Annotated in this window: 18 protein-coding genes; 4 read left to right on the forward strand and 14 right to left on the reverse strand. The window is 53.6% G+C overall.

Annotation, left to right across the window (positions count from 1 at the left end; all coding sequences use genetic code 11):
- Positions 1–3 precede the first annotated feature (3 nt).
- From skp to rpsB, 10 genes are all read right to left on the reverse strand, one after another.
- Positions 4–498: a molecular chaperone Skp gene (skp, locus tag O1723_RS17520; RefSeq protein ID WP_014882635.1), complete on the reverse strand. Its 495-nt coding sequence runs from the start codon at positions 496–498 to the stop codon at positions 4–6.
- 122 nt (positions 499–620) lie between these two features.
- Entirely contained in the window at positions 621–3,038 is a 2,418-nt protein-coding gene (gene bamA / locus O1723_RS17525; RefSeq protein ID WP_014882634.1) for an outer membrane protein assembly factor BamA, read from the reverse strand.
- A gap of 31 nt (positions 3,039–3,069) precedes the next feature.
- The gene (rseP, locus tag O1723_RS17530; protein WP_023336773.1) at positions 3,070–4,422 is read right to left on the reverse strand and encodes a sigma E protease regulator RseP; all 1,353 of its coding nucleotides are present in this window, start codon (positions 4,420–4,422) and stop codon (positions 3,070–3,072) included.
- An 11-nt stretch (positions 4,423–4,433) separates the two neighbouring features.
- Entirely contained in the window at positions 4,434–5,291 is an 858-nt protein-coding gene (gene cdsA, locus O1723_RS17535) for a phosphatidate cytidylyltransferase (protein WP_248191255.1), read from the reverse strand.
- A gap of 12 nt (positions 5,292–5,303) precedes the next feature.
- Positions 5,304–6,062: a (2E,6E)-farnesyl-diphosphate-specific ditrans,polycis-undecaprenyl-diphosphate synthase gene (gene ispU, locus O1723_RS17540; protein ID WP_014882631.1), complete on the reverse strand. Its 759-nt coding sequence runs from the start codon at positions 6,060–6,062 to the stop codon at positions 5,304–5,306.
- Positions 6,063–6,248: 186 nt separating this feature from the next.
- Positions 6,249–7,448 (reverse strand): 1-deoxy-D-xylulose-5-phosphate reductoisomerase, encoded by a 1,200-nt coding sequence (gene ispC, locus O1723_RS17545; protein ID WP_023332130.1) that lies wholly within the window; start codon positions 7,446–7,448, stop codon positions 6,249–6,251.
- Between the two features lie 95 nt (positions 7,449–7,543).
- A complete protein-coding gene (gene frr, locus O1723_RS17550; protein WP_014882629.1) occupies positions 7,544–8,101 on the reverse strand; it encodes a ribosome recycling factor in 558 nt (185 codons plus the stop codon).
- A gap of 167 nt (positions 8,102–8,268) precedes the next feature.
- Complete coding sequence (gene pyrH, locus O1723_RS17555) at positions 8,269–8,994, reverse strand: UMP kinase (RefSeq protein WP_023332129.1); 726 nt, start codon at positions 8,992–8,994, stop codon at positions 8,269–8,271.
- 150 nt (positions 8,995–9,144) lie between these two features.
- Positions 9,145–9,996, reverse strand: a complete 852-nt coding sequence (gene tsf, locus O1723_RS17560) for a translation elongation factor Ts (RefSeq protein WP_014882627.1) — start codon at positions 9,994–9,996, stop codon at positions 9,145–9,147.
- A gap of 117 nt (positions 9,997–10,113) precedes the next feature.
- Positions 10,114–10,839, reverse strand: a complete 726-nt coding sequence (gene rpsB / locus O1723_RS17565) for a 30S ribosomal protein S2 (RefSeq protein ID WP_003856207.1) — start codon at positions 10,837–10,839, stop codon at positions 10,114–10,116.
- 321 nt (positions 10,840–11,160) lie between these two features.
- Here rpsB and map point away from each other — a divergent pair, with 321 nt between their 5' ends.
- From map to dapD, 3 genes are all read left to right on the forward strand, one after another.
- Positions 11,161–11,955, forward strand: a complete 795-nt coding sequence (gene map, locus O1723_RS17570) for a type I methionyl aminopeptidase (protein WP_014882626.1) — start codon at positions 11,161–11,163, stop codon at positions 11,953–11,955.
- Between the two features lie 62 nt (positions 11,956–12,017).
- Positions 12,018–14,693, forward strand: a complete 2,676-nt coding sequence (gene glnD, locus O1723_RS17575) for a bifunctional uridylyltransferase/uridylyl-removing protein GlnD (RefSeq protein ID WP_248191253.1) — start codon at positions 12,018–12,020, stop codon at positions 14,691–14,693.
- 32 nt (positions 14,694–14,725) lie between these two features.
- On the forward strand, positions 14,726–15,550 hold the full coding sequence (dapD, locus tag O1723_RS17580) for a 2,3,4,5-tetrahydropyridine-2,6-dicarboxylate N-succinyltransferase (RefSeq protein WP_008501915.1): 825 nt from the start codon (positions 14,726–14,728) through the stop codon (positions 15,548–15,550).
- On the opposite strand, the gene O1723_RS17585 is transcribed toward dapD, so the two are convergent.
- Entirely contained in the window at positions 15,547–16,179 is a 633-nt protein-coding gene (locus O1723_RS17585; RefSeq protein WP_014882624.1) for an ECs1377 family protein, read from the reverse strand. The genes dapD and O1723_RS17585 overlap by 4 nt on opposite strands.
- Positions 16,180–16,499: 320 nt before the next feature.
- Here O1723_RS17585 and O1723_RS17590 point away from each other — a divergent pair, with 320 nt between their 5' ends.
- Positions 16,500–16,886 (forward strand): DUF3461 family protein, encoded by a 387-nt coding sequence (locus O1723_RS17590; RefSeq protein WP_014168696.1) that lies wholly within the window; start codon positions 16,500–16,502, stop codon positions 16,884–16,886.
- 92 nt (positions 16,887–16,978) lie between these two features.
- Here O1723_RS17590 and cdaR read toward each other — a convergent pair whose 3' ends face one another.
- From cdaR to dgt, 3 genes are all read right to left on the reverse strand, one after another.
- Complete coding sequence (gene cdaR, locus O1723_RS17595) at positions 16,979–18,136, reverse strand: DNA-binding transcriptional regulator CdaR (protein WP_014882623.1); 1,158 nt, start codon at positions 18,134–18,136, stop codon at positions 16,979–16,981.
- Positions 18,137–18,282: 146 nt separating this feature from the next.
- On the reverse strand, positions 18,283–19,719 hold the full coding sequence (gene degP / locus O1723_RS17600) for a serine endoprotease DegP (RefSeq protein WP_014882622.1): 1,437 nt from the start codon (positions 19,717–19,719) through the stop codon (positions 18,283–18,285).
- A 131-nt stretch (positions 19,720–19,850) separates the two neighbouring features.
- Complete coding sequence (gene dgt / locus O1723_RS17605; protein WP_014882621.1) at positions 19,851–21,365, reverse strand: dGTPase; 1,515 nt, start codon at positions 21,363–21,365, stop codon at positions 19,851–19,853.
- Positions 21,366–21,378: the final 13 nt, after the last annotated feature.

Below are 21,378 nucleotides of genomic sequence, written 5' to 3' on the forward strand. Positions count from 1 at the left end.
TACTTATTTAACCTGTTTCAGAACATCAGCGGTGATGTCTTTAACATCGCTGCTGTTGAAAGCAACGGCATTCGCATCAACAACCAGATCGATGCTCTGATCGGCAGCCACTGCTTTAACAGCAGTCTGAATGCGAGTGACCAGCTTGCCACGCTCTTCGTTAGAACGACGCTGACGATCCTGCTCGAAAGCCTGCGCTTTCTGAGAGAAGGTCTGGCGCTGAGCCATAACGTCTTTTTCCAGTTTGCTGCGATCGCTTGCTTTCATGGTAGAACCATCACGCTGCAGACGCTGCATTTTGGACTGAAGATCGCCTTCCATACGCTGCAGTTCGCTCGCACGGCCTTTGAATTCGTTTTCCAGCGTTGCAGAAACACCCGTTTTCTGTGCAACCTGCTGGAACAAATTACCCATGTTGACGATTGCGATTTTGTCTGCTGCCTGAGCAGAAGTTGCCATCGCTAAACCGAGACCTGCAGCTAATAACCACTTTTTCACAATTAACTCCTTACCATCCCATTGGCACCAGAAGGTACCGTTCTTTGCGTGGCAAGGCGACCGTTTTACCGATCGCCGGTTGTCAGCGCTACACTGCCAACGCATTCCTTTGCAGCGGATTATTACCAGGTTTTACCAATGTTAAACTGGAATTGCTCCGCTTTGTCTCCATCGTATTTCTTAAACGGCTGGGCGTAAGAGAAGACCAACGGTCCCAGCGGTGACATCCATTGTAATGCGATACCAGCAGACATGCGAATATTGCTCGGATCGCTGTAGTCCGGAACGCCAGCATCACGCATCTGTGCAGTATTCTGCCAGTTGGTGTCCCACACCGTACCGGCATCCCAGAAGAAGGACGTGCGGACGGAGTTCGCGTATTTATCACTGATAAACGGCGTTGGTGTGATGAACTCGAGGCTCGCCACGGCCATGGCGTTACCGCCCACTGCATCATCAGAGCTACACACTTCGGAAGATGAAGATTTATAGCAGTTATCTTTATCGTTACCGCCGTAGTAAACCGCTTTCGGACCAATGTTGTTGGACTGGAAGCCACGCACGGTGCTGGAACCACCCGCGTAGAAGTTCTCGTAGAACGGCAACTCTTTACTGCCGATACCATCACCATAGCCCCAACGGGTACGACCCAGAACGACCCACTTGTGGTCATCATCAATTGGGAAGTAGGACGCGGTATCCAGGGTTACCTTGTAGAACTCATTGTCAGAGCCCGGAACGGTCACTTTACCGTTCAGGTTGACGCGAGAACCTTCCGTTGGGAAGTAACCACGGTCGAGGCGGTTATAGGTCCAGCCGTAGTTGAAGGTGAAGTCATCCGCAGCAAAACCATTGTTATCGCCGGTTTTACTCGCAGACTGGCCAATAGAGTCCAGATAACGCCACATCGCCACCTGAGGTTGCATGTTGGACAGGTCGTTATGCACGTAACCTAAGCCCGCACGCAGGGTGTTATATTCGTTAACCGGGAAGCCGAGCGTTCCGTCTACACCATAGCTCTTGTTGGTATAGGAGGAGAGATCCGCGTCGTCTGCTTTAAAGTCGTTATAGAAGATACGACCGCCCAGGCTTACACCGTCAACGGTGAAGTATGGGTTGGTAACAGAGAACTCAGAGTAGGTCTGGTAGTCGTTTTTGGTGCCGTTAATACCGACAGAGTAACCTGTACCCAGCCAGTTATCCTGCTGGACGCCAACCTGGAAGCTCACGCCACTTTCAGTACCGTAGCCCACACCGAAGTTGAAGCTACCGGTGTTACGCTCTTTCACCTTATACACGACATCAACCTGATCCGGGCTGCCGGGTATACGCTGCGTTTCCGTGTCCACGGTTTCGAAATAGCCCAGACGGTTCAGACGCTCTTTACCCTGGTCAACGAGGTCGCTACCCAACCATGCCCCTTCCATCTGACGCATTTCGCGACGCAGAACGGAGTCTTTGGAGGTATCGTTACCTACGAAGCGGATCTTACGCACATAGAAACGGTTACCCGCATCAACGTTAACATGCAGCTTAACGGTTTTATCCGCGTCGTTGATTTCCGGCTGTGTTTGTACACGCGGGTAAGCATAACCATAGCGGCCGAGCAGCTTCTTAATGCCGTCTTCCATTTTGGTGACTTTAGAACCGCTGTACAGATCGCCCGGCTGAATTTTAGTCAGCGCTTCAATTTCAGCTGAATGCCCGGCCAGGTTACCACTGACTTCAACACCGGAAAGCTTGTACTGATCGCCTTCAGTGATGTTAATCGTGATGTAGATACCTTTCTTGTCCGGTGTCAGACTGACCTGAGTCGAATCAATGTTGAAACGGGCGTAACCGCGATCCAGATAGTAGCTGCGCAGGGTTTCGAGATCCCCCGCCAGTTTCTGTTTCTGGTATTTACGATCGCCAACCACGTTCCACCACGGCACTTCATCGCGCAGCTGGAAAGTGGAGATCAGTTCGTCGGTGCTAAACGCGTGGTTACCCACGATGTTGATCTGCTGGATCTTCGCGGAAACACCTTCCTGGAAGACCAGCTTCAGGTCAACACGGTTACGTGGGAGCGGCGTAACCACCGCTTTCACGCTGGCACTGTATTTACCGACGCTGTAGTAGAAGTCTTCCAGACCTTTTTCAATGTCTGAAAGGGTTGTGCGGTCCAGAGATTCCCCCACACGAACACCGGATGCTTCAAGGTTTTGCTTGAGCATGTCATCTTTCACCGACTTGTTACCGGAGAAAGTGATACTGGCGATCGTTGGACGTTCTTTTACCTGTACCAGCAGCGTATCACCATCGCGCAGGACGCGGACATCCTCGAAGTTGCCGGTGGCAAACAGAGCACGGATGGTGTTACTGATATCTTCATCATTAACCGTATCGCCGGGGCGCACAGGCATACTGAGGAGGGCCGCACCAACGGCGACACGCTGAAGGCCTTCGAAATGAATGTCTTTCACTACGAACCCGTCAGCACCGTATACGGTGGCGCTGCTAAACAGCAGCGACGCTATGAGCAACTTTTTCATCGCCATCGTTATTATGCGTTCTTCCTAACTAACTCTCTTACAACCGAGAGAAATCATTGAAAAGTGCAAGCCCCATTAACAGCACCAGCAAAATCGAGCCGATGCGGTAACTAAAGTCTTGAACTCGCTCGGATACCGGTCCGCCTTTTAGCTTTTCAATCGCTAAAAACAGCAGATGACCCCCGTCTAACACGGGAAGCGGGAACAGGTTGATTATCCCAAGGTTCACGCTAATGAGCGCGAGGAACATGAGATAGTAAATCACCCCGAATTCCGCTGACATCCCAGCCCCCTGAGCAATCGAGATTGGCCCACTGAGGTTGTTCAGTTTCACATCACCGGTTATCAATTTCCCCAACATGTTGACCGTCAGCTTCATCAGTTGCCATGTTTTATCCGTGGCTTCAAGGATGGCGCTGAACGGCCCATACTGGCGTATTGTCTTGTACTCATCTGGCAGCGGGATCACTCTTGGCACAACGCCTGCGAACCCTTCTGCCTTTTTGCCGACCGACTTCGTATCCGGGATCAGCGTCAGCGAAAGCGGACTGCCTTGCCTTTCAACTTCCAGCGCGAGGGACGTCCCCGGATTATCGCGCACCAGAGTAACAAAGGTCATCCACTCTGTTAATGGTTGACCATCGACTTTAACGATCCTGTCGCCCGCTTGCAAACCCGCTTTGCTCGCCGCCGAATTTGGCTGGACTTCAGCTAATACCGGCTCAATCTGCGCACCGCGGGGACGAATACCCAGCGCTGCGACGGGATCTTCTTTATCGGGCTCGAAACGCCAGTGGCGTAAATCCAGTACTTTGTCCTGACGCGCGTCTGACCCAAACGGCGATACGCTGAGGGTTGTCTGCGCATCGCCAATTTTGGCTACCAGTTGCAGTCGCACGGCATCCCAATCAGGGGTTTCGATGCCATCAATCGCTTTAAGTTCCATCCCGGACGTAATTTGCGCATTCGCCGCGATAGAGTTGGGCGCAATTTCCCCCACCACCGGACGCACACCAGGGACGCCGATAATAAACACCAGCCAGTAAGCGAAAATTGCAAAGATGAAGTTGGCTACCGGTCCGGCAGCAATGATGGCAGCGCGTTGTCCAACGGTTTTGTTGTTAAACGCACTGTGTCGCAGCTCGGGTGCGACAGGCTCGACGCGTTCGTCGAGCATTTTGACGTAGCCGCCAAGCGGGATAAGTGCAATGACAAATTCCGTGCCGTGACGGTCGGTGCGCGTCCAGAGTGATTTGCCAAAACCGATGGAGAATCGCTCTACCCGCACACCACAACGGCGAGCAACCCAGAAATGGCCAAATTCATGCACGGTAATCAGCACACCCAGTGCAACAATGAACGCCGCCAGATTCCAGAGAATGCTCAGCATAAAACCTTCCGTTAAATCGTCCCGAATACCAGTAAAAGCAGGCAAGCAAACACTGGAACAGCCGCTGTCAGGCTGTCAATGCGATCCAGTATACCGCCATGCCCTGGAATCAGATGTCCGCTGTCCTTAATCCCTGCTTCACGCTTAAACATACTTTCGGTTAAATCACCGAGCACTGAGGCAAGCGCTGCAAAAATAGAGCATACCAGCAGTATTGACGGAGCCACTGCCAGATCCGCCCAGACGCCATAGCCCCAGGAGATAACTGCAGCCGTAAACAAGCCGCCGATGAATCCTTGCCAGGTTTTCCCTGGAGACACCTTCGGCGCCAGTTTATGTTTGCCGAACAGTTTACCAAACATATAGGCCCCGGAGTCAGCCCCCCAGACGAGAATCATCACATAAAGCAGCCAGATCGCACCGCTGTAGTGGTTTTCGTCATAGTGCCAGGCGCGTAGCGCGACCATCCCCCAGAAAAAAGGCACAATGGTGAGCAGACCAAAAATGAGTCGCAACACTTTTGAATTACGCCATAACGCCGCAGAGCTTGGATAAAAAAGAACCAGCAGCAATGCCGCCACCCACCAGGCCAGCGATATCCACAAGGAACCGGCAACCAGCGGCTGATGAATATCGTGGTGATATTCAGGCAACGTAAACAGCATTATGGCCAGAATAAAGCCACAGAGTACCGCAAGCCATACTCGCTGATTGCGCGAGGTAAAGCCGCTAAACTGTCCCCATTCCCACGCCGCGAGCATGCAGACCACCAGCGTGACAATAGCGAATCCCACCGGGGGCAGTAAAAACAGCGCCGCAATGACAATGGGTATTAATACAAAAGCGGAAATCAGGCGATACTTCAGCAAAAGCTACCCCCATCAGGCGTTGTCGCCACCTGGCTCGGTGCCGCCGAAACGACGCTCTCGATTGGCAAAGGCATGCAGCGCACCTTCAAAGTCTTGTTCATCAAAATCGGGCCAAAGAACATCTGTAAAGTAAAGTTCGGCATAGGCAATTTGCCATATCAAAAAGTTACTTATGCGATGTTCCCCCCCTGTCCTAATTACCAAATCCACAGGTGCCAGCTCATTCATGCAGATTTGCTTGCTCAGCGCCTCTTCATCAATCTGGTCGGGTCTCAACAGCCCTTCCTGAACCTGTTCGGCCAGATGCCGAACGCCCTGGATAATATCCCAGCGTCCGCCGTAATTCGCCGCGATATTGAGCGTCAGACCGGTATTATTTTCAGTCAGCGCTTCTGCTTTACGAATCCGTTCCTGCAAACGTGAGTTAAAACGACTGGTATCGCCAATGATACGCAGGCGGACGTTGTGGCGGTGCAGGCTTTTTACTTCGCTGTCGAGCGCCCACACAAACAGTTCCATCAACGCAGTCACTTCCTGCGGCGGTCGATTCCAGTTTTCACTGCTAAAAGCATAGAGCGTTAACGCATCAATGCCGTTATTCGCGGCAAAAGAAACGGCGCGGCGAACGGATTTCGCCCCTGCTTTATGCCCAAAGGCTCGTATCTTCCCTTGTCTTTTCGCCCAGCGGCCATTGCCATCCATAATGATTGCTACATGACGGCAGCCATGAGCTGGCAAGTTTTCGCTTATTGGTTGATTCGCAGACAACATAACGCGTTTTTTGTCCCTGAAAAGGATTTAACGGTACTCAGGAATACTTAAGCCTGTACATAAAAAAGCCGTGTCAAACCACGGCTTACCTGACCACATAAAGTCAAATTCCTGCGATCAGGTGGCGCAGACTATATCACTGAAGCCCAAAGCTAACAAATAGCACGACGACTAGTGCTTGCTTTATCACCAGCTTGCGAGGCGGCTCACCTGTTTACGCGCAATATCACGTGCAGCAGCATCGACCGCCAGCACCTCTTCCACACTTTGAGGCTCACGCAAATCCATTATTTCCAGTACCGATAAATTCAACGTTGCGATATCGGTAAAGCGGATTTGCTGATGCAGAAATGCGTCAACGGTAATTTCGTTGGCTGCATTCAGTGCCGTCGTCGCCGCCTGTCCCTGGTCGAAGGCGTTCATCGCAAGCTTCAGACAAGGATAGCGATCGTAATCGGGTTCACTGAACGTCAGGGAACTTAGCTTACAAAAATCAAGCGGCTTCACGCCCGATTTCACCCGGTTTGGCCACGCCATTGTATGGGCGATGGGCGTACGCATATCCGGCTCGCCCAGCTGTGCCAGCACGCTGCCATCCTGATAGCGCACCATCGAGTGAATGACCGATTGCGGGTGAATCAGAACTTCCATCTGTTTCGCTGACGCATTAAACAGCCAGCGAGCTTCAATGTATTCCAGACCTTTATTCATCATGGTGGCGGAGTCAACGGAGATTTTACGTCCCATTGACCAGTTCGGATGACGACACGCCTGATCCGGCGTCATTGCGCTCAGTTCAGACAGTGGCGTTTCACGGAACGGGCCACCAGACCCGGTAAGCAGAATCGACACGACGCCATTCTGCTCCAGGTCAGCGTACCCCAGGTTCTGTTGAAAAGGTTGCGGTAAACTCTGAAAAATGGCGTTGTGCTCGCTGTCGACCGGCAAAAGACGCGCCCCGCGCTGCTTCACCGCGTCCATAAACAGGCGTCCGCAGGTCACCAGCGACTCTTTGTTGGCCAGCAGAACATCTTTACCCGCATCTATTGCCGCAAGCGTCGGCAGCAACCCGGCCGCACCGACAATGGCCGCCATGACCTGGTCAACCTCATCCAGCGCCGCCATGTCGCAGGCCGCCTGCGACCCACTCAGCACCTCGGTTCGACTGCCCTTCTCAAGCAGCAGAGTTTTCAGCTGACGCGCGCTCTCATCGTCATCCATAACCGCATAACGTGGCATAAACTCCAGGCACTGCTCGACCATGCGCTGCACGTTCTTACCGGCGACCAGCGCGGTCACGGTATAATGTTCAGGATTGTGGCGGACGACGTCGAGAGTACTGCAACCGATAGAGCCGGTTGAGCCAAGGAGAGTTAAATGCTTCATGGGATGCCCGAAAAAAGTTAGACCAGATAAAAGCAAAACGCCGCCAGCAAGACCCGAAGTCCCTCTGAACGGCGTTTATCAGTGTACGACAGAAATCAGAACTGCATCAGTTCCGCTTCTTTATCTGCCAGCGCCGCATCAATTTTCTTGATCGCTGCGTCGGTCATTTTCTGAATGTCGTCCTGAGAACGACGATCGTCATCTTCACTGATCTCTTTTTCTTTCAGCAGTGCTTTCACTTTATCGTTCGCATCGCGGCGAACGTTACGCACGGATACGCGACCCTGCTCAGCTTCGCCACGCACCACTTTGATCAGATCTTTACGACGCTCTTCCGTCAGTGGAGGCAGTGGAACGCGGATATCAGAACCGGCAGAGCTTGGGTTCAGACCGAGGTCAGAGGCCATGATCGCTTTCTCAACCGCCGGGCTCATAGAGCGATCGAACACGTTGATTTTCAGCGTACGGGTATCTTCTACCGTCACGCTCGCCAGCTGACGCAGAGGGGTTGGCGTACCGTAGTATTCCACGATGATGCCATCCAGCAGGCTTGGGGAAGCACGGCCAGTACGGATTTTGCTGATTTGGGTTTTGAACGCTTCTACGCATTTTTCCATGCGTACTTCAGCATCTTTTCTGATGTCGTTAATCACGTTACGAATCCTTGAAAACTTGTCTCAGGCAGACTATCCGCCAGCACAGCGCTACAGGTGTGCTAAGTATAGTCGCGTTTAATTCATGACAACGCCAAAGGCGCGCCCGGGTAAGATACCACTACAAAATAAAGCGGAATCTTACCTGTATTTATCGCCGACGGAAATTATTCCGTGATCAAAGTGCCTTCTTTTTCGCCCATGACCACGCGACGCAGTGCGCCAGGCTTATTCATGTTGAAGACACGGATCGGCAGTTTGTGGTCGCGAGCCAGCGTGAAGGCGGCAAGATCCATCACTTTCAGCTCTTTTTCCAGCACTTCGCCGTAGCTCAGCTGATCGTACATGGTGGCGGAAGGATCTTTTGCCGGGTCGGCAGTAAACACGCCGTCTACTTTGGTCGCTTTCAGTACCACATCGGCTTCGATCTCAATACCGCGCAGGCAGGCAGCGGAATCGGTCGTAAAGAACGGGTTACCCGTACCGGCGGAGAGGATCACCACGCGGTTGTTGCGCAGCAGGCTGATCGCCTCTGCCCAGCTGTAATTATCGCATACGCCATTCAGTGGAATCGCGGACATCAGGCGGGCATTCACATAGGCGCGGTGGAGCGCATCACGCATCGCCAGGCCATTCATGACGGTTGCCAGCATACCCATGTGGTCGCCCACAACGCGGTTCATCCCCGCTTTCGCCAGACCAGCACCACGGAAAAGGTTGCCACCGCCAATGACCACGCCAACCTGGATACCCAGTTCGACCAGTTCTTTGATTTCCTGTGCCATGCGATCAAGGATGCTTGCGTCAATACCGAAGCCTTCCGATCCCTGCAGCGCTTCGCCACTCAGCTTAAGCAGAATGCGTTTGTACACGGGTTTTGCATTGGTAGCCATGTTTCTTTCCTGAGACTGTCAACGATTAAGATGGAAGTTAATTCTGGCGACATGATATGCCGCAAATCAGCACAGCGATACTGGAGCCTGTCTGATTTCCTATGACGGGTGACAAAAAGAAGCCGCCCTCAGGCGGCTCCTTTTCAATCATTAAGACTGCTTGGACATTGCAGCAACTTCTGCTGCGAAGTCAGTCTCAACTTTCTCGATGCCTTCGCCCACTTCGAAGCGGATGAAGCCAGTTACGTCAGCGTTGTGCTCTTTCAGCAGTTGAGCAACAGACTTGCTTGGATCCATAACGAAAGGCTGGCCAGTCAGAGAAACTTCGCCGGTGAATTTCTTCATACGGCCTTCAACCATTTTCTCTGCGATTTCTTTTGGCTTACCAGACTGCATCGCGATGTCCAGCTGAACCTGGTACTCTTTTTCTACCACTTCAGCAGACACGTCTTCTGGCTTAACGAATTCTGGTTTGCTTGCAGCGATGTGCATAGCCAGCTGTTTAACCAGCTCTTCGTCAGCGCCTTTAGCCGCAACCAGAACACCGATACGTGCACCGTGCTGGTAAGAGCCCAGAACGTCGCCTTCCAGAGAAGAAACGCGACGGATGTTGATGTTCTCACCGATTTTAGCAACCAGCGCAACACGTTCTTCTTCGAACTGTGCTTTCAGAACTTCAACGTCAGTGATTTTGCCAGCAACCGCTGCGTCCAGAACTTTGTTCGCAAATGCCTGGAAACCGCCATCTTTAGCAACGAAGTCAGTCTGGCAGTTAACTTCCAGAATGATGCCGTAGTTGCCGTCGATTTTGGTGATGATCACGCCGTCAGCAGCAACGTTGCCTGCTTTTTTAGCTGCTTTGATCGCACCGGATTTACGCATGTTTTCGATTGCCAGCTCGATGTCGCCGTTCGCTTCAGTCAGCGCTTTTTTGCAATCCATCATGCCTGCGCCAGTACGCTCGCGCAGCTCTTTTACCAGGGATGCGGTAATTTCAGCCATTCTTAAATCCTCGGGAGATGTGAACTGCCCGGCCGGGGGCCAAACAGTGTAAATTGAAAAAAGGGGCCGGTAATGGGCCCCTATTCATACACGGTACTAATAAGGGGTAAAACCTTATTATTCAGCTTCTACGAAGCTTTCTTCCGCCTGAGAAGCCAGATCCTGGGAACGGCCTTCACGAACGGTAGCAGCTACAGCGCTCAGGTACAGGCTAACAGCACGGATTGCGTCGTCGTTACCCGGGATAACGAAGTCAACACCGTCCGGATCGGAGTTGGTATCAACGATAGCGAATACCGGGATACCCAGGTTGTTAGCTTCTTTGATAGCGATGTGCTCGTGGTCTGCATCGATTACGAACAGCGCGTCTGGCAGGCCGCCCATATCTTTGATACCGCCCAGGCTGTTTTCCAGCTTGTCCAGTTCACGAGTGCGCATCAGCGCTTCTTTCTTAGTCAGCTTGTCGAAAGTACCGTCCTGAGACTGGGTTTCCAGATCTTTCAGGCGCTTGATGGACTGACGAACAGTTTTCCAGTTGGTCAGCATGCCGCCCAACCAGCGATGGTTCACGAAGAACTGGTCGCAGCTGTTAGCAGCATCTTTCACAGCTTCGCTTGCAGCGCGCTTAGTACCAACGAACAGAATCTTACCTTTACGGGAAGAGATCTTGTTCAGCTCAGCCAGGGCTTCGTTGAACATTGGTACAGTTTTCTCAAGGTTGATGATGTGAACTTTGTTACGCGCGCCGAAGATGAAAGGCTTCATTTTCGGGTTCCAGTAACGGGTCTGGTGACCAAAGTGAACACCAGCCTTGAGCATGTCGCGCATGGAAACAGTTGCCATGTTTAAAACCTCTATATTGAAAGTTGGGGTTATGCCTCCACGTATCCCATATTACCGACCCCGAAGGGCACCCCGGAATATGTGCCGATACGTGTGTGTTGTTACACAAAGTGAGATTTGTCGCTCCCGTCCAGCCTGTGTATCTGAGATGGATCGGAAGTCCGGCGCGCTTTATACCACAAAACACGACCAGAAACCAACAGTTGTTGGCGGAGTGTGCTGTTAATGATTCTCAATTTGGCACGGAGCGTGCCTGACTGATACCATTGACGACACTTAGACTAGTATTGTCGAAAAAATCGACACCGATGGACAGATTACATGGCTATCTCTATTAAGACACCTGAAGAAATTGAAAAGATGCGCGTCGCCGGTCGTCTGGCCGCGGAAGTGCTGGAAATGATCGAACCGTTCGTGAAGCCGGGCGTCAGCACCGGTGAACTGGACCGCATCTGTAACGACTATATCGTGAACGAGCAGCACGCGGTTTCCGCCTGCCTCGGCTACCACGGTTTCCCGAAATCCGTCTGCATTTCTATTAATGAAGTGGTTTGTCACGGTATCCCGGACGACGAAAAACTGCTGAAAGATGGCGACATCGTCAACATCGACGTGACCGTCATTAAAGACGAGTACCACGGTGACACCTCTAAGATGTTCATTGTCGGCAAGCCAACGATTCTGGGCGAGCGTCTGTGCAAAGTGACACAAGAGAGCCTGTACCTGGCGCTGAAAATGGTTAAGCCGGGTATTCGCCTGCGTACCATTGGTGCTGCCATCCAGAAGTTTGTAGAAGCGGAAGGGTTCTCCGTCGTGCGCGAATACTGCGGTCACGGTATTGGCCGCGTTTTCCATGAAGAACCCCAGGTTCTGCACTATGATGCCGATGACGGCGGCGTGGTGCTGCAAAAGGGCATGACCTTCACCATCGAGCCGATGGTCAACGCCGGTGACTACCGCATCCGCACCATGAAAGATGGCTGGACGGTGAAAACCAAAGACAGAAGCTTGTCTGCTCAGTACGAGCATACTATTGTGGTAACAGACAACGGCTGCGAAATTATGACGTTGCGCAAGGATGACACCATCCCGGCGATACTGACGAACATTGAGTGATAAGAAGCCGGCAAATGCCGGCTTTTTTAATGGCGATAGCTTTTTCTTATGGGTGGCGCACGATGAGTAATCTCTTACCCGAACAGTATGCTAACACAGCACTTCCCACCCTTCCCGACCAGCCCGATAACCCGGGCGTCTGGCCGTCGCACGAGCTGACCTGCGCGCATATCAAAGCCCATATGGATGTTTTCCATCGCTGGCTGGGCAGCGCGTTCGACGCAGGGGTCTCAGCCGAGCAACTTATTGAAGCGCGCACCGAATTTATCGACCAGCTCCTGCAACGTCTGTGGATCGACTACGGTTTCGGGCAGGTGAGCGACATCGCGCTGGTTGCCGTCGGGGGCTATGGCCGCGGTGAACTTCATCCACTTTCCGATATCGATCTCCTGATCTTAAGCCGTAAAAAGCTACCGGACGAACAGGCGCAGAAGATTGGCGAGCTGCTGACCCTGCTCTGGGACGTTAAGCTGGAAGTGGGACACAGCGTGAGAACCCTGGAAGAGTGCCTGCTGGAGGGCTTATCTGACCTGACCGTCGCCACCAACCTGATTGAAACCCGTCTGCTGATCGGTGACGTGGCGCTGTTCCTGGAGCTGCAAAAGCACATCTTCAGCGACGGCTTTTGGCCGTCAGAAAAATTCTTCGCCGCGAAGGTCGAGGAGCAAAATCAGCGCCATCAGCGCTACCACGGCACCAGTTACAATCTTGAACCCGATATTAAAAGCAGCCCCGGCGGCCTGCGCGACATCCACACGCTACAGTGGGTGGCCCGCCGCCACTTTGGCGCCACCTCAATGGACGAGATGGTCGGCTTTGGCTTTTTAACCGAGGCCGAACGTAACGAACTGAACGAGTGCCTGCATCTGCTGTGGCGCATCCGTTTTGCCCTGCATCTGGAAGTGACCCGCTACGATAACCGCCTGCTGTTTGACCGCCAGCTCAGCGTGGCGCAGCGATTGAATTATCAGGGCGAAGGTAACGAACCGGTTGAGCAGATGATGAAGGATTTCTTCCGCGTCACCCGCCGGGTGACCGAGCTGAACCAGATGCTGTTGCAGCTGTTCGACGAGGCCATTCTGGCCCTGACGGCGGACGAAAAGCCGCGCCCAATTGATGACGAATTCCAGCTGCGCGGCACGCTTATCGACCTGCGGGACGAAACGCTGTTTATCCGCGAGCCGGAAGCGATCCTGCGAATGTTCTACACCATGGTGCGCAACAGCACAATTACCGGGATCTACTCCACCACCCTGCGCCATCTGCGCCATGCGCGCCGTCATCTGACGCAGCCGCTGTGCTATATCCCGGAAGCGCGCTCGCTGTTTTTGAGTATGCTCCGTCATCCTGGCGCCGTCAGCCGTGGTCTGCTGCCAATGCACCGTCATAGCGTGCTGTGGGCCTATATGCCGCAGTGGTCGCACATCGTCGGACAGATGCAATTCGATCTCTTCCACGCCTACACGGTGGATGAGCACACGATCCGCGTCATGCTCAAGCTAGAAAGCTTTGCGAAAGAAGAGACGCGATCCCGCCACCCGCTGTGCGTCGAACTGTGGCCGCGCCTCACCCATCCGGAACTGATCCTGATTGCCGCCCTGTTCCACGACATCGCCAAAGGCCGCGGTGGAGACCACTCGGTGCTGGGTGCGCAGGACGTGCTGAAATTTGCCGAGCTGCATGTGCTCAACTCGCGCGAAACGCAGCTGGTCGCCTGGCTGGTACGCCATCACCTGCTGATGTCAGTCACTGCCCAGCGTCGTGATATTCAGGATCCAGAGGTAATTAAGCAATTCGCCGAAGAGGTCCAGACGGAGAACCGTCTGCGCTATCTGGTGTGCCTGACGGTCGCGGATATTTGTGCCACCAATGAAACCCTGTGGAACAGCTGGAAGCAAAGCCTGCTGCGCGAGCTCTATTTCGCTACCGAAAAACAGCTGCGTCGCGGGATGCAAAACACCCCGGACATGCGCGAGCGCGTGCGCCATCACCAGCTGCAGGCCCTGGCGCTGCTGCGGATGGATAACATTGATGAAGAAGCACTGCATCAGATTTGGGCCCGCTGCCGTGCCAACTATTTTGTCCGCCACAGCCCAAACCAGCTTGCCTGGCACGCGCGACATCTGCTGAAGCACGATCTGTCGCAGCCGATGATCCTGCTTAGCCCACAAGCGACGCGCGGCGGGACGGAGATCTTCATCTGGAGCCCGGATCGGCCTTATCTGTTTGCTGCGGTCTGCGCCGAGCTGGACAGGCGTAACCTGAGCGTTCACGACGCGCAGATTTTTACCACCCGCGACGGCATGGCGATGGATACCTTTATCGTGCTTGAGCCGGACGGCAGTCCGCTCTCGTCGGACAGACATGAAGGGATACGCTTCGGTCTGGAACAGGCGATCACTCAGCGCAGCTGGCAGCCACCGCAGCCGCGTCGCCAGCCGGCGAAATTGCGCCACTTTACCGTCGATACCGAGGTCAATTTCCTGCCGACCCACACCGACCGTAAATCGTTCCTGGAGCTGATCGCGCTCGACCAGCCAGGGCTGCTCGCCCGCGTCGGCCAGGTTTTTGCCGATCTGGGAATTTCGCTTCATGGCGCCCGAATTACAACCATTGGCGAGCGAGTAGAAGATTTATTTATAATCGCCACCGCCGACCGGCGTGCCCTTAATAATGACCTGCAACTTGAAGTGCAACAACTGTTGACAGCAGCCCTCAATCCAAACGATAAAGGGTGACGTGTTTTTTAGTGAAATGGAAAGAGTAAACAATGCAGCAGTTACAGAACGTTATTGAGTCCGCTTTTGAGCGTCGCGCCGAGATTACCCCGGCAAATGTGGATACCGTGACCCGTGAAGCGGTAAACCAGGTGATTTCCCTGCTGGATTCCGGCGCGCTGCGCGTGGCAGAAAAAATCGACGGTCAGTGGGTTACTCATCAATGGCTGAAGAAAGCGGTGCTGCTCTCTTTCCGTATCAACGATAACCAGGTTATCGACGGAGCAGAAAGCCGCTACTTCGATAAAGTCCCAATGAAATTCGCGGATTACGACGAAGCGCGTTTCCAGAAAGAAGGCTTCCGCGTGGTGCCGCCTGCTGCAGTGCGTCAGGGCGCGTTCATCGCACGCAACACCGTGCTGATGCCATCCTACGTGAACATCGGTGCCTACGTTGACGAAGGTACCATGGTGGATACCTGGGCTACCGTCGGTTCCTGTGCACAGATCGGTAAAAACGTTCACCTGTCCGGCGGCGTGGGCATCGGTGGTGTTCTGGAGCCACTGCAGGCTAACCCAACCATCATCGAAGACAACTGCTTTATCGGCGCGCGTTCAGAAGTGGTTGAAGGCGTGATCGTGGAAGAGGGTTCCGTGATCTCCATGGGCGTTTACATCGGCCAGAGCACCCGTATTTACGATCGCGAAACCGGCGAAGTTCACTACGGCCGCGTTCCGGCGGGTTCCGTGGTCGTTTCCGGTAACCTGCCGTCGAAAGATGGCAAATACAGCCTGTACTGTGCCGTTATCGTGAAGAAAGTGGATGCGAAAACCCGCGGTAAAGTCGGTATCAACGAACTGCTGCGCACCATCGACTAATCGCTGACCCGTTGATACACCGGGACCCGCCTGTGCGTCCCGGTGTAATCATCAAAGACGTCCGTTTCCGCAGTCACGATTGCCATTCCCTTTCTTCTCAACCCTGCAATATCCGCCGCCATACGCTGGCTCCCCAACCAGAAAAGCCCGTCAAGCGCAGTCACAGCCAGACCCGATTCCAGCGCCAGCTTCAGTCGCTCACGCGGCGCTTTGACCTCTCTGGCAATCTGCCGGAATGGCTCCGCCGTAAGCCCGGTGGGATCGACCCGTCGAATGCGGGTCGTCATGCGGTATTGAAAAGCGTCGGGGATCGCATCCAGATCGCCCTTCAGGCTGTAAACGCAGCCAAAGCGCTTGCCGTTGAAGATGACGTTCTTCTGGTTTAGCTGAAACTCATCGCGCAGCCCGGCGATTAGCTGCGGGGCGCGGGTCAGTATCAGCCGAAATGGCAGTTCGAAGCTGGTGACATAATCCACGTTGAGCAAGGCAATGCGTAAACGCTCCTCCGCCCCCGCCTGAAGCAGGCGGCATTCGGCGGCGACTTCTGCCCACTGATGCGTGAGTCTTTGGTTCTCCTCTACGGCACCAAAGCTATATTTTTCGATTTGATAATCAATGCGTCCTGACATGTCATTATCCCCGCAGCCTACGCTTTCGTGCGATAACTTTGCCTGAATTCCCCGGCTTTGAATACCGTCTCGCTCGCCTTTTCTCACGACTCTCACGATGCTGCATTAACGTTGAGAGAAATGATTACCTTATTACATTGATTTCCGCTTGACGTGGTCGTTAAAAACAACAATAAACGAGTGGGAGCATTTATTTTCCCTGCTCGGTAATGTCAGTGAAAGGTAATCAGGATCGACCCCGCTTTTTTTGAACCCGAGGGTGGCAAAAAGGAATTTTTTCATTAATTATTCAAAGGTTATGTTGAGATAAGGGTACCGCTATGTACGATAATCTGAAAAGTCTGGGCATTACCAATCCTGATGAAATTGATCGTTACAGCCTCCGCCAGGAAGCCAACAACGACATCTTAAAAATTTATTTTCACAAGGATAAAGGCGAGTTTTTCGCCAAAAGCGTGAAGTTTAAATATCCACGCCAGCGTAAGACCGTCGTCGCGGACGGCGTAGGCCAGGGGTACAAAGAAGTTCAGGAAATCAGCCCTAACCTGCGCTATGTGATCGATGAACTCGATCAGATTTGTCAGCGCGACCGCACTGAAGTCGATCTCAAGCGTAAGATCCTTGACGATCTGCGTCACCTTGAAAGCGTTGTTACCAATAAGATCAGCGAGATTGAAGCGGATCTTGAGAAGTTAACTCGGAAATAAAAGCAAAACGGCAGTCCCTGATTGCCGTTTTTAATGTTTGCGCCCTCTCCCCATGGGAGAGGGATGGGGTGAGGGCACCAGCCCGCACTCAGTCATCTCTGCTCATCCAGCTGCAACGCCACATACAGCAGCAGCCTGTCGTCAAAATTCCCCAGATCCAGCCCCGTTAGCTCCGAAATCCGGTTAAGCCGGTACTCCAGCGTATTGCGATGAATAAACAACGCCTTCGACGTCGCCAGCGGCTGCACGTTATGGCGGAACCACGCCTGCAGCGTCCGGCGCAGCAGGCCGTTGTTGTCCATCGCTTTCAGGCGCGCTAAGGGCCGCGCCAGCTCGTTGGCCTGCCAGCCGCCGCGCAGGCTGTCGAGCAGCACCGGCAGCATCAGGTCCTGATAGAAATAACTGCGGCTCTCCGGCATCCGCTGCTTACCCACCATCATGGTGGTGCGCGCGGTGCGCCAGGAGCGGGCAATACTGCCCGGCCCGGAAAAGTAATTGCCGAGCGCAACGCGAAAACGCAGCTGACCGTTCTCCTGCATCCGGGAAATCAGCAGTTCCACGCGACGGCGATGATCTTCGGCATCCCAGCGGCCAAACGGATTGAGCGCGGGTTTGAGCACCACCATTTCCGTCAGCGAGACTATCGCCACCAGGTTATCGCGTTCCGGGGTCGTCAGCGCATTTTGCAGCTGCTGCAGTTCGGCCATCGCGCTGTCTACGCCAAGCTGACCGCTATCGACCTCGATCACCGCCACCACGCGCGGCTGATTGAGGTCGATCCCCAGGCGCTGCGCCCATTCGCTGAGTGCAGGCGTAAGCTCTTCCGCCTGAATAAGGTTCATCACCAGCTCTTCGCGCAGGCGGCTGTCCTGGGCGAGCAGATGCATCAGGCGCGACTGCTCCAGCATCATTTCCGCCGTCATACAGACCAGCTCGCCATATTTACGCAGGGACTCCGGCTCGCCGGTCAGGCCGATAACCCCCACAATCTCGCCTTCAAGGCGCAGCGGTAAATTGATGCCCTGACGCACGCCGTGCAGGTGTTTCGCAACCGCATCGTCGATATCAACCACACGCCCCTGAGAGAGCACCAAAAGCGCGCCTTCGTGCAATTCACCAATACGCTCACGATCGCCACTACCAATAATGCGCCCACGGGCATCCATTACATTGATGTTGGTATCAATGATGCGCATCGTGCGCGCCACAATATCCTGCGCCATTTTGGTATCAAGATGCCAGCCAGCCATGTCACCCTCCTCTGAGCAGAGCTCAAGCATAGGGAAGTTCAGTGACGGCTGCATTGTGCGAATGCACAAAGAGAGCGGAAGAAGTATGGAGTTGTGGGAAAAGTCACAGAAACAAGAAAGCCCCTGCGTACAGGGGCTTAAGAGGATTACTGCATCAGCAGGTAGATAGAGGTATCACCACGCTGAATATTCAACGCCAGCACGGACGGTTTGCTGTCGAGAATTTTGCGCAGTTCAGCGATGTTTTTCACCGGCTGCTGGTTAGCGCCCATGATCACATCCCCTTTTTTCAGGCCGATACGGGCAGCAGGTGAATTCGCCTTCACGTTATTCACTACCACACCTTTGTCTGCGCCCTTATTGCTCATCTCAGCACCTTCAATACCGCTGAAGATGGTGCTGGAATCAACCTGATTCTGGCTGCTCTGCTGCAGCTCCAGGCTCACGTTGACCGGCTTACCGTCACGCAGCAGACCGAGGGTCACTTTGCTGCCAATCGGCATAGAGCCGACTTCCGCACGCAGGGCTGCAAAGCTGCTGATCGGTTTACCGTTCAGGGAGGTGATCACGTCACCTGCTTTAATCCCTGCTTTCGCAGCAGAGGAGTTCGGCATCACCTGGCTGACGAACGCGCCGCGCTGGGCATCCACTTTCATCGCTTTTGCCAGCTCAGAGTTCAGCTCGGTGCCCAAAATGCCCAGCTCGCCGCGTTTCACCTGGCCGTACTGCACCATCTGCGCGGTCAGGTTTTTCACCATGTTGCTCGGGATAGCAAAACCGATCCCGATGTTGCCGCCGTCCGGCGCCAGGATCGCGGTGTTAATACCGATCAGCTCGCCGTTCAGGTTCACCAGCGCACCGCCGGAGTTACCGCGGTTGATGGCCGCATCCGTCTGAATAAAGTTTTCATAGTTCTCTGCGTTCAGGCCGCTACGGCCCAGCGCAGAGACGATACCTGAGGTCACGGTTTCGCCCAGACCGAACGGGTTACCGATAGCCACGGTGTAGTCGCCTACGCGCAGCGCATCAGAGTCGGCAATTTTAATCGCCGTCAGGTTTTTCGGATCCTGAATCTGGATCAGCGCAATATCGGAACGCGGGTCTTTGCCGACCACTTTTGCGTCGAACTTACGGCCATCGCTCAGTTGAACCTTAATGCTGTTCGCGTTATCAACCACGTGGTTGTTGGTCACGACGTAGCCTTTCGCTGCATCGATAATGACCCCCGAGCCAAGCGCCATGAATTTCTGTTGCTGGCCGCCGCCCTGGCTGTCATCCCCTGCACCACCGCCCTGACAGAACGGGGAACTCTGGAATGGCGAACCGTCCTGGCAGAACGGTGAGTTGTCACCAAAGAACTGCTGGAAGTTACGCGGCATACGCGGCGTATTGACGGTCGTACTCCCCTCAACGTTAATACTCACCACCGATGGCATCACTTTTTCGAGCATCGGTGCCAGGCTTGGCATCTGCTGCGCGGTTGCTGCCGATGACGCGGTCTCGGCTGCGGTAGCAGTCAGAGGAGACAGCGCTAAACCTAAACTCAGAGCCAGTGCACTCATTGCTAATGTGGTTTTTTTCATGTTTCTCAATCTCGATTTACAGGTAACGCAAAATTGCTGTGTAACTCAGATTCATTTTATACCGCTTAGTTCCGGCCATAAGTTTATGGAAAAGGTAAAAATTTATTGGCCGTCTTTACAAAACTCAGCGTTTATTCCACGGCCATTAGCTTGCGGTATTCATCCCAGGCATACAAATCCGTCATGCCGCTGATATAGTCCTGGATAAGACGGCAGCGATAATAAAATTCCATTACCGGCCACTGCGTAGCGTGACGATCCAGCTTACTTATCGCTTCGACATAGGCCAGCCGATGACGGGTTGAAAGTTTTTGATAAAGCCGGGATTCGATAGGAATTCGTCGCACGCGTTCTTTTTCCACCAGCTCACTGAATTCGTCGACCGACAGCTGAAGCAACGGAGAATAAATTTCCAGTAACCCACTGATTACCCGGTAGCCCTGCAGTTCGAGCTGCTCGACATCCGGATGGCTGAATACATGCCGCATCGCCACATGTTTATAGAGCTCAAGGAGTTGACTAAAACTGCTGTCATCTTCCAGCAGCGCGTGATTGAATTCCCCGCTGAAAATCTGCGGCAGATTATCGATAAAGCGCGAGGCTGCGTAGGGCACCAGTTTATTTAATGTATTCACGCGCAAATACATAAAGAACTGGTCTTCCGTGCTGCGGCTTAATGTATTTGAGCGCGACTTTTCCCAGGCATTTTCGACAACCTGAGCAAACAGTGAACCTTTTTCGTGGTTTCCCCAGGCGGCATAAAGGTGCTGGTAAAGCTCCTCGACGCTGAATATTCTTTTCTCAACGGCGTCTTCCAGGTCAGCGACGCAATAGGAAATATCATCCGCGGCTTCCATAATCCAGGTTAATGGAAAGCGACCGTTTGGCGTCAATGAAAGTTCTTTACGCAGCCGTTCAATATAGGCCTCTTCGGAAAGGTAGTAGCCCGGTTTCTTCATTAAATAGCTGTGGGATGCGGGCGTCTCTCCCGTCCACCACGCGGGACGCGTATATTTCAGGATACAGCCGACCTGCGCCCAGGTCAGGTTCATGCGCATCAGGGAATGTACCAGTCGGATACCCTGGGCATTGCCCTCGAAGTGACAGAGATCCTGACGCACTTTGCGACGCAGATCGTTAAGCCCTTCTTCACCTTCACGCAGACGTAAATCCCGCACGATGCAGCGGTCATCGCTGAGCGGCTGGCTTGCCGCATCCGACGGATGAAGGCGTTGTTTAAACCAGTCATTAATTGCCGCCTCGCCAAAGTGACCAAAAGGCGGATTGCCGATGTCATGCATCAGGCAGGCCATCTCAACGATGCTCTCGAAGGGCCCCGTCAGCTCGTCCAGACCATAGGTTTCCAGTAAACGTAGCTCTTTGAGACGGCTTAAAATCTCTTTGGCAATATACCGCCCGACCTGCTGCACTTCCATTGAGTGGGTTAAGCGCGTGCGTACAGCGGCATTACGCTCCAGCGGAAACACCTGCGTTTTTTGCTGCAAACGCCGGATGGCGGGCGAGTTAATAATCCTTCCTCGATCGCTTTCGAAGATACGCAGGATCTCATGTTCGCTCTTCTCGCCCTGTGGCGAGCGGAAACGTCGGTGCCAGTTAATTTTGGTACGAAAATCGATTGGTGACATGTGCTCCCCCGCG

The organism is Enterobacter cloacae complex sp. HYC080_NIDB (genome assembly GCF_056673325.1).

Bases quoted from the DNA above. Each gene is read 5' to 3' on its own strand.
- degP (WP_014882622.1), bottom strand. From the start codon at position 19,719: ATGAAAAAAACCACATTAGCAATGAGTGCACTGGCTCTGAGTTTAGGT.
- O1723_RS17585 (WP_014882624.1), bottom strand. From the start codon at position 16,179: ATGTCAGGACGCATTGATTATCAAATCGAAAAATATAGCTTTGGTGCC.
- O1723_RS17590 (WP_014168696.1), top strand. From the start codon at position 16,500: ATGTACGATAATCTGAAAAGTCTGGGCATTACCAATCCTGATGAAATT.
- ispC (WP_023332130.1), bottom strand. From the start codon at position 7,448: ATGAAGCATTTAACTCTCCTTGGCTCAACCGGCTCTATCGGTTGCAGT.
- pyrH (WP_023332129.1), bottom strand. From the start codon at position 8,994: ATGGCTACCAATGCAAAACCCGTGTACAAACGCATTCTGCTTAAGCTG.
- ispU (WP_014882631.1), bottom strand. From the start codon at position 6,062: ATGTTGTCTGCGAATCAACCAATAAGCGAAAACTTGCCAGCTCATGGC.
- tsf (WP_014882627.1), bottom strand. From the start codon at position 9,996: ATGGCTGAAATTACCGCATCCCTGGTAAAAGAGCTGCGCGAGCGTACT.
- glnD (WP_248191253.1), top strand. From the start codon at position 12,018: ATGAGTAATCTCTTACCCGAACAGTATGCTAACACAGCACTTCCCACC.
- dgt (WP_014882621.1), bottom strand. From the start codon at position 21,365: ATGTCACCAATCGATTTTCGTACCAAAATTAACTGGCACCGACGTTTC.
- map (WP_014882626.1), top strand. From the start codon at position 11,161: ATGGCTATCTCTATTAAGACACCTGAAGAAATTGAAAAGATGCGCGTC.
- dapD (WP_008501915.1), top strand. From the start codon at position 14,726: ATGCAGCAGTTACAGAACGTTATTGAGTCCGCTTTTGAGCGTCGCGCC.
- bamA (WP_014882634.1), bottom strand. From the start codon at position 3,038: ATGGCGATGAAAAAGTTGCTCATAGCGTCGCTGCTGTTTAGCAGCGCC.
- rseP (WP_023336773.1), bottom strand. From the start codon at position 4,422: ATGCTGAGCATTCTCTGGAATCTGGCGGCGTTCATTGTTGCACTGGGT.
- cdaR (WP_014882623.1), bottom strand. From the start codon at position 18,136: ATGGCTGGCTGGCATCTTGATACCAAAATGGCGCAGGATATTGTGGCG.
- rpsB (WP_003856207.1), bottom strand. From the start codon at position 10,839: ATGGCAACTGTTTCCATGCGCGACATGCTCAAGGCTGGTGTTCACTTT.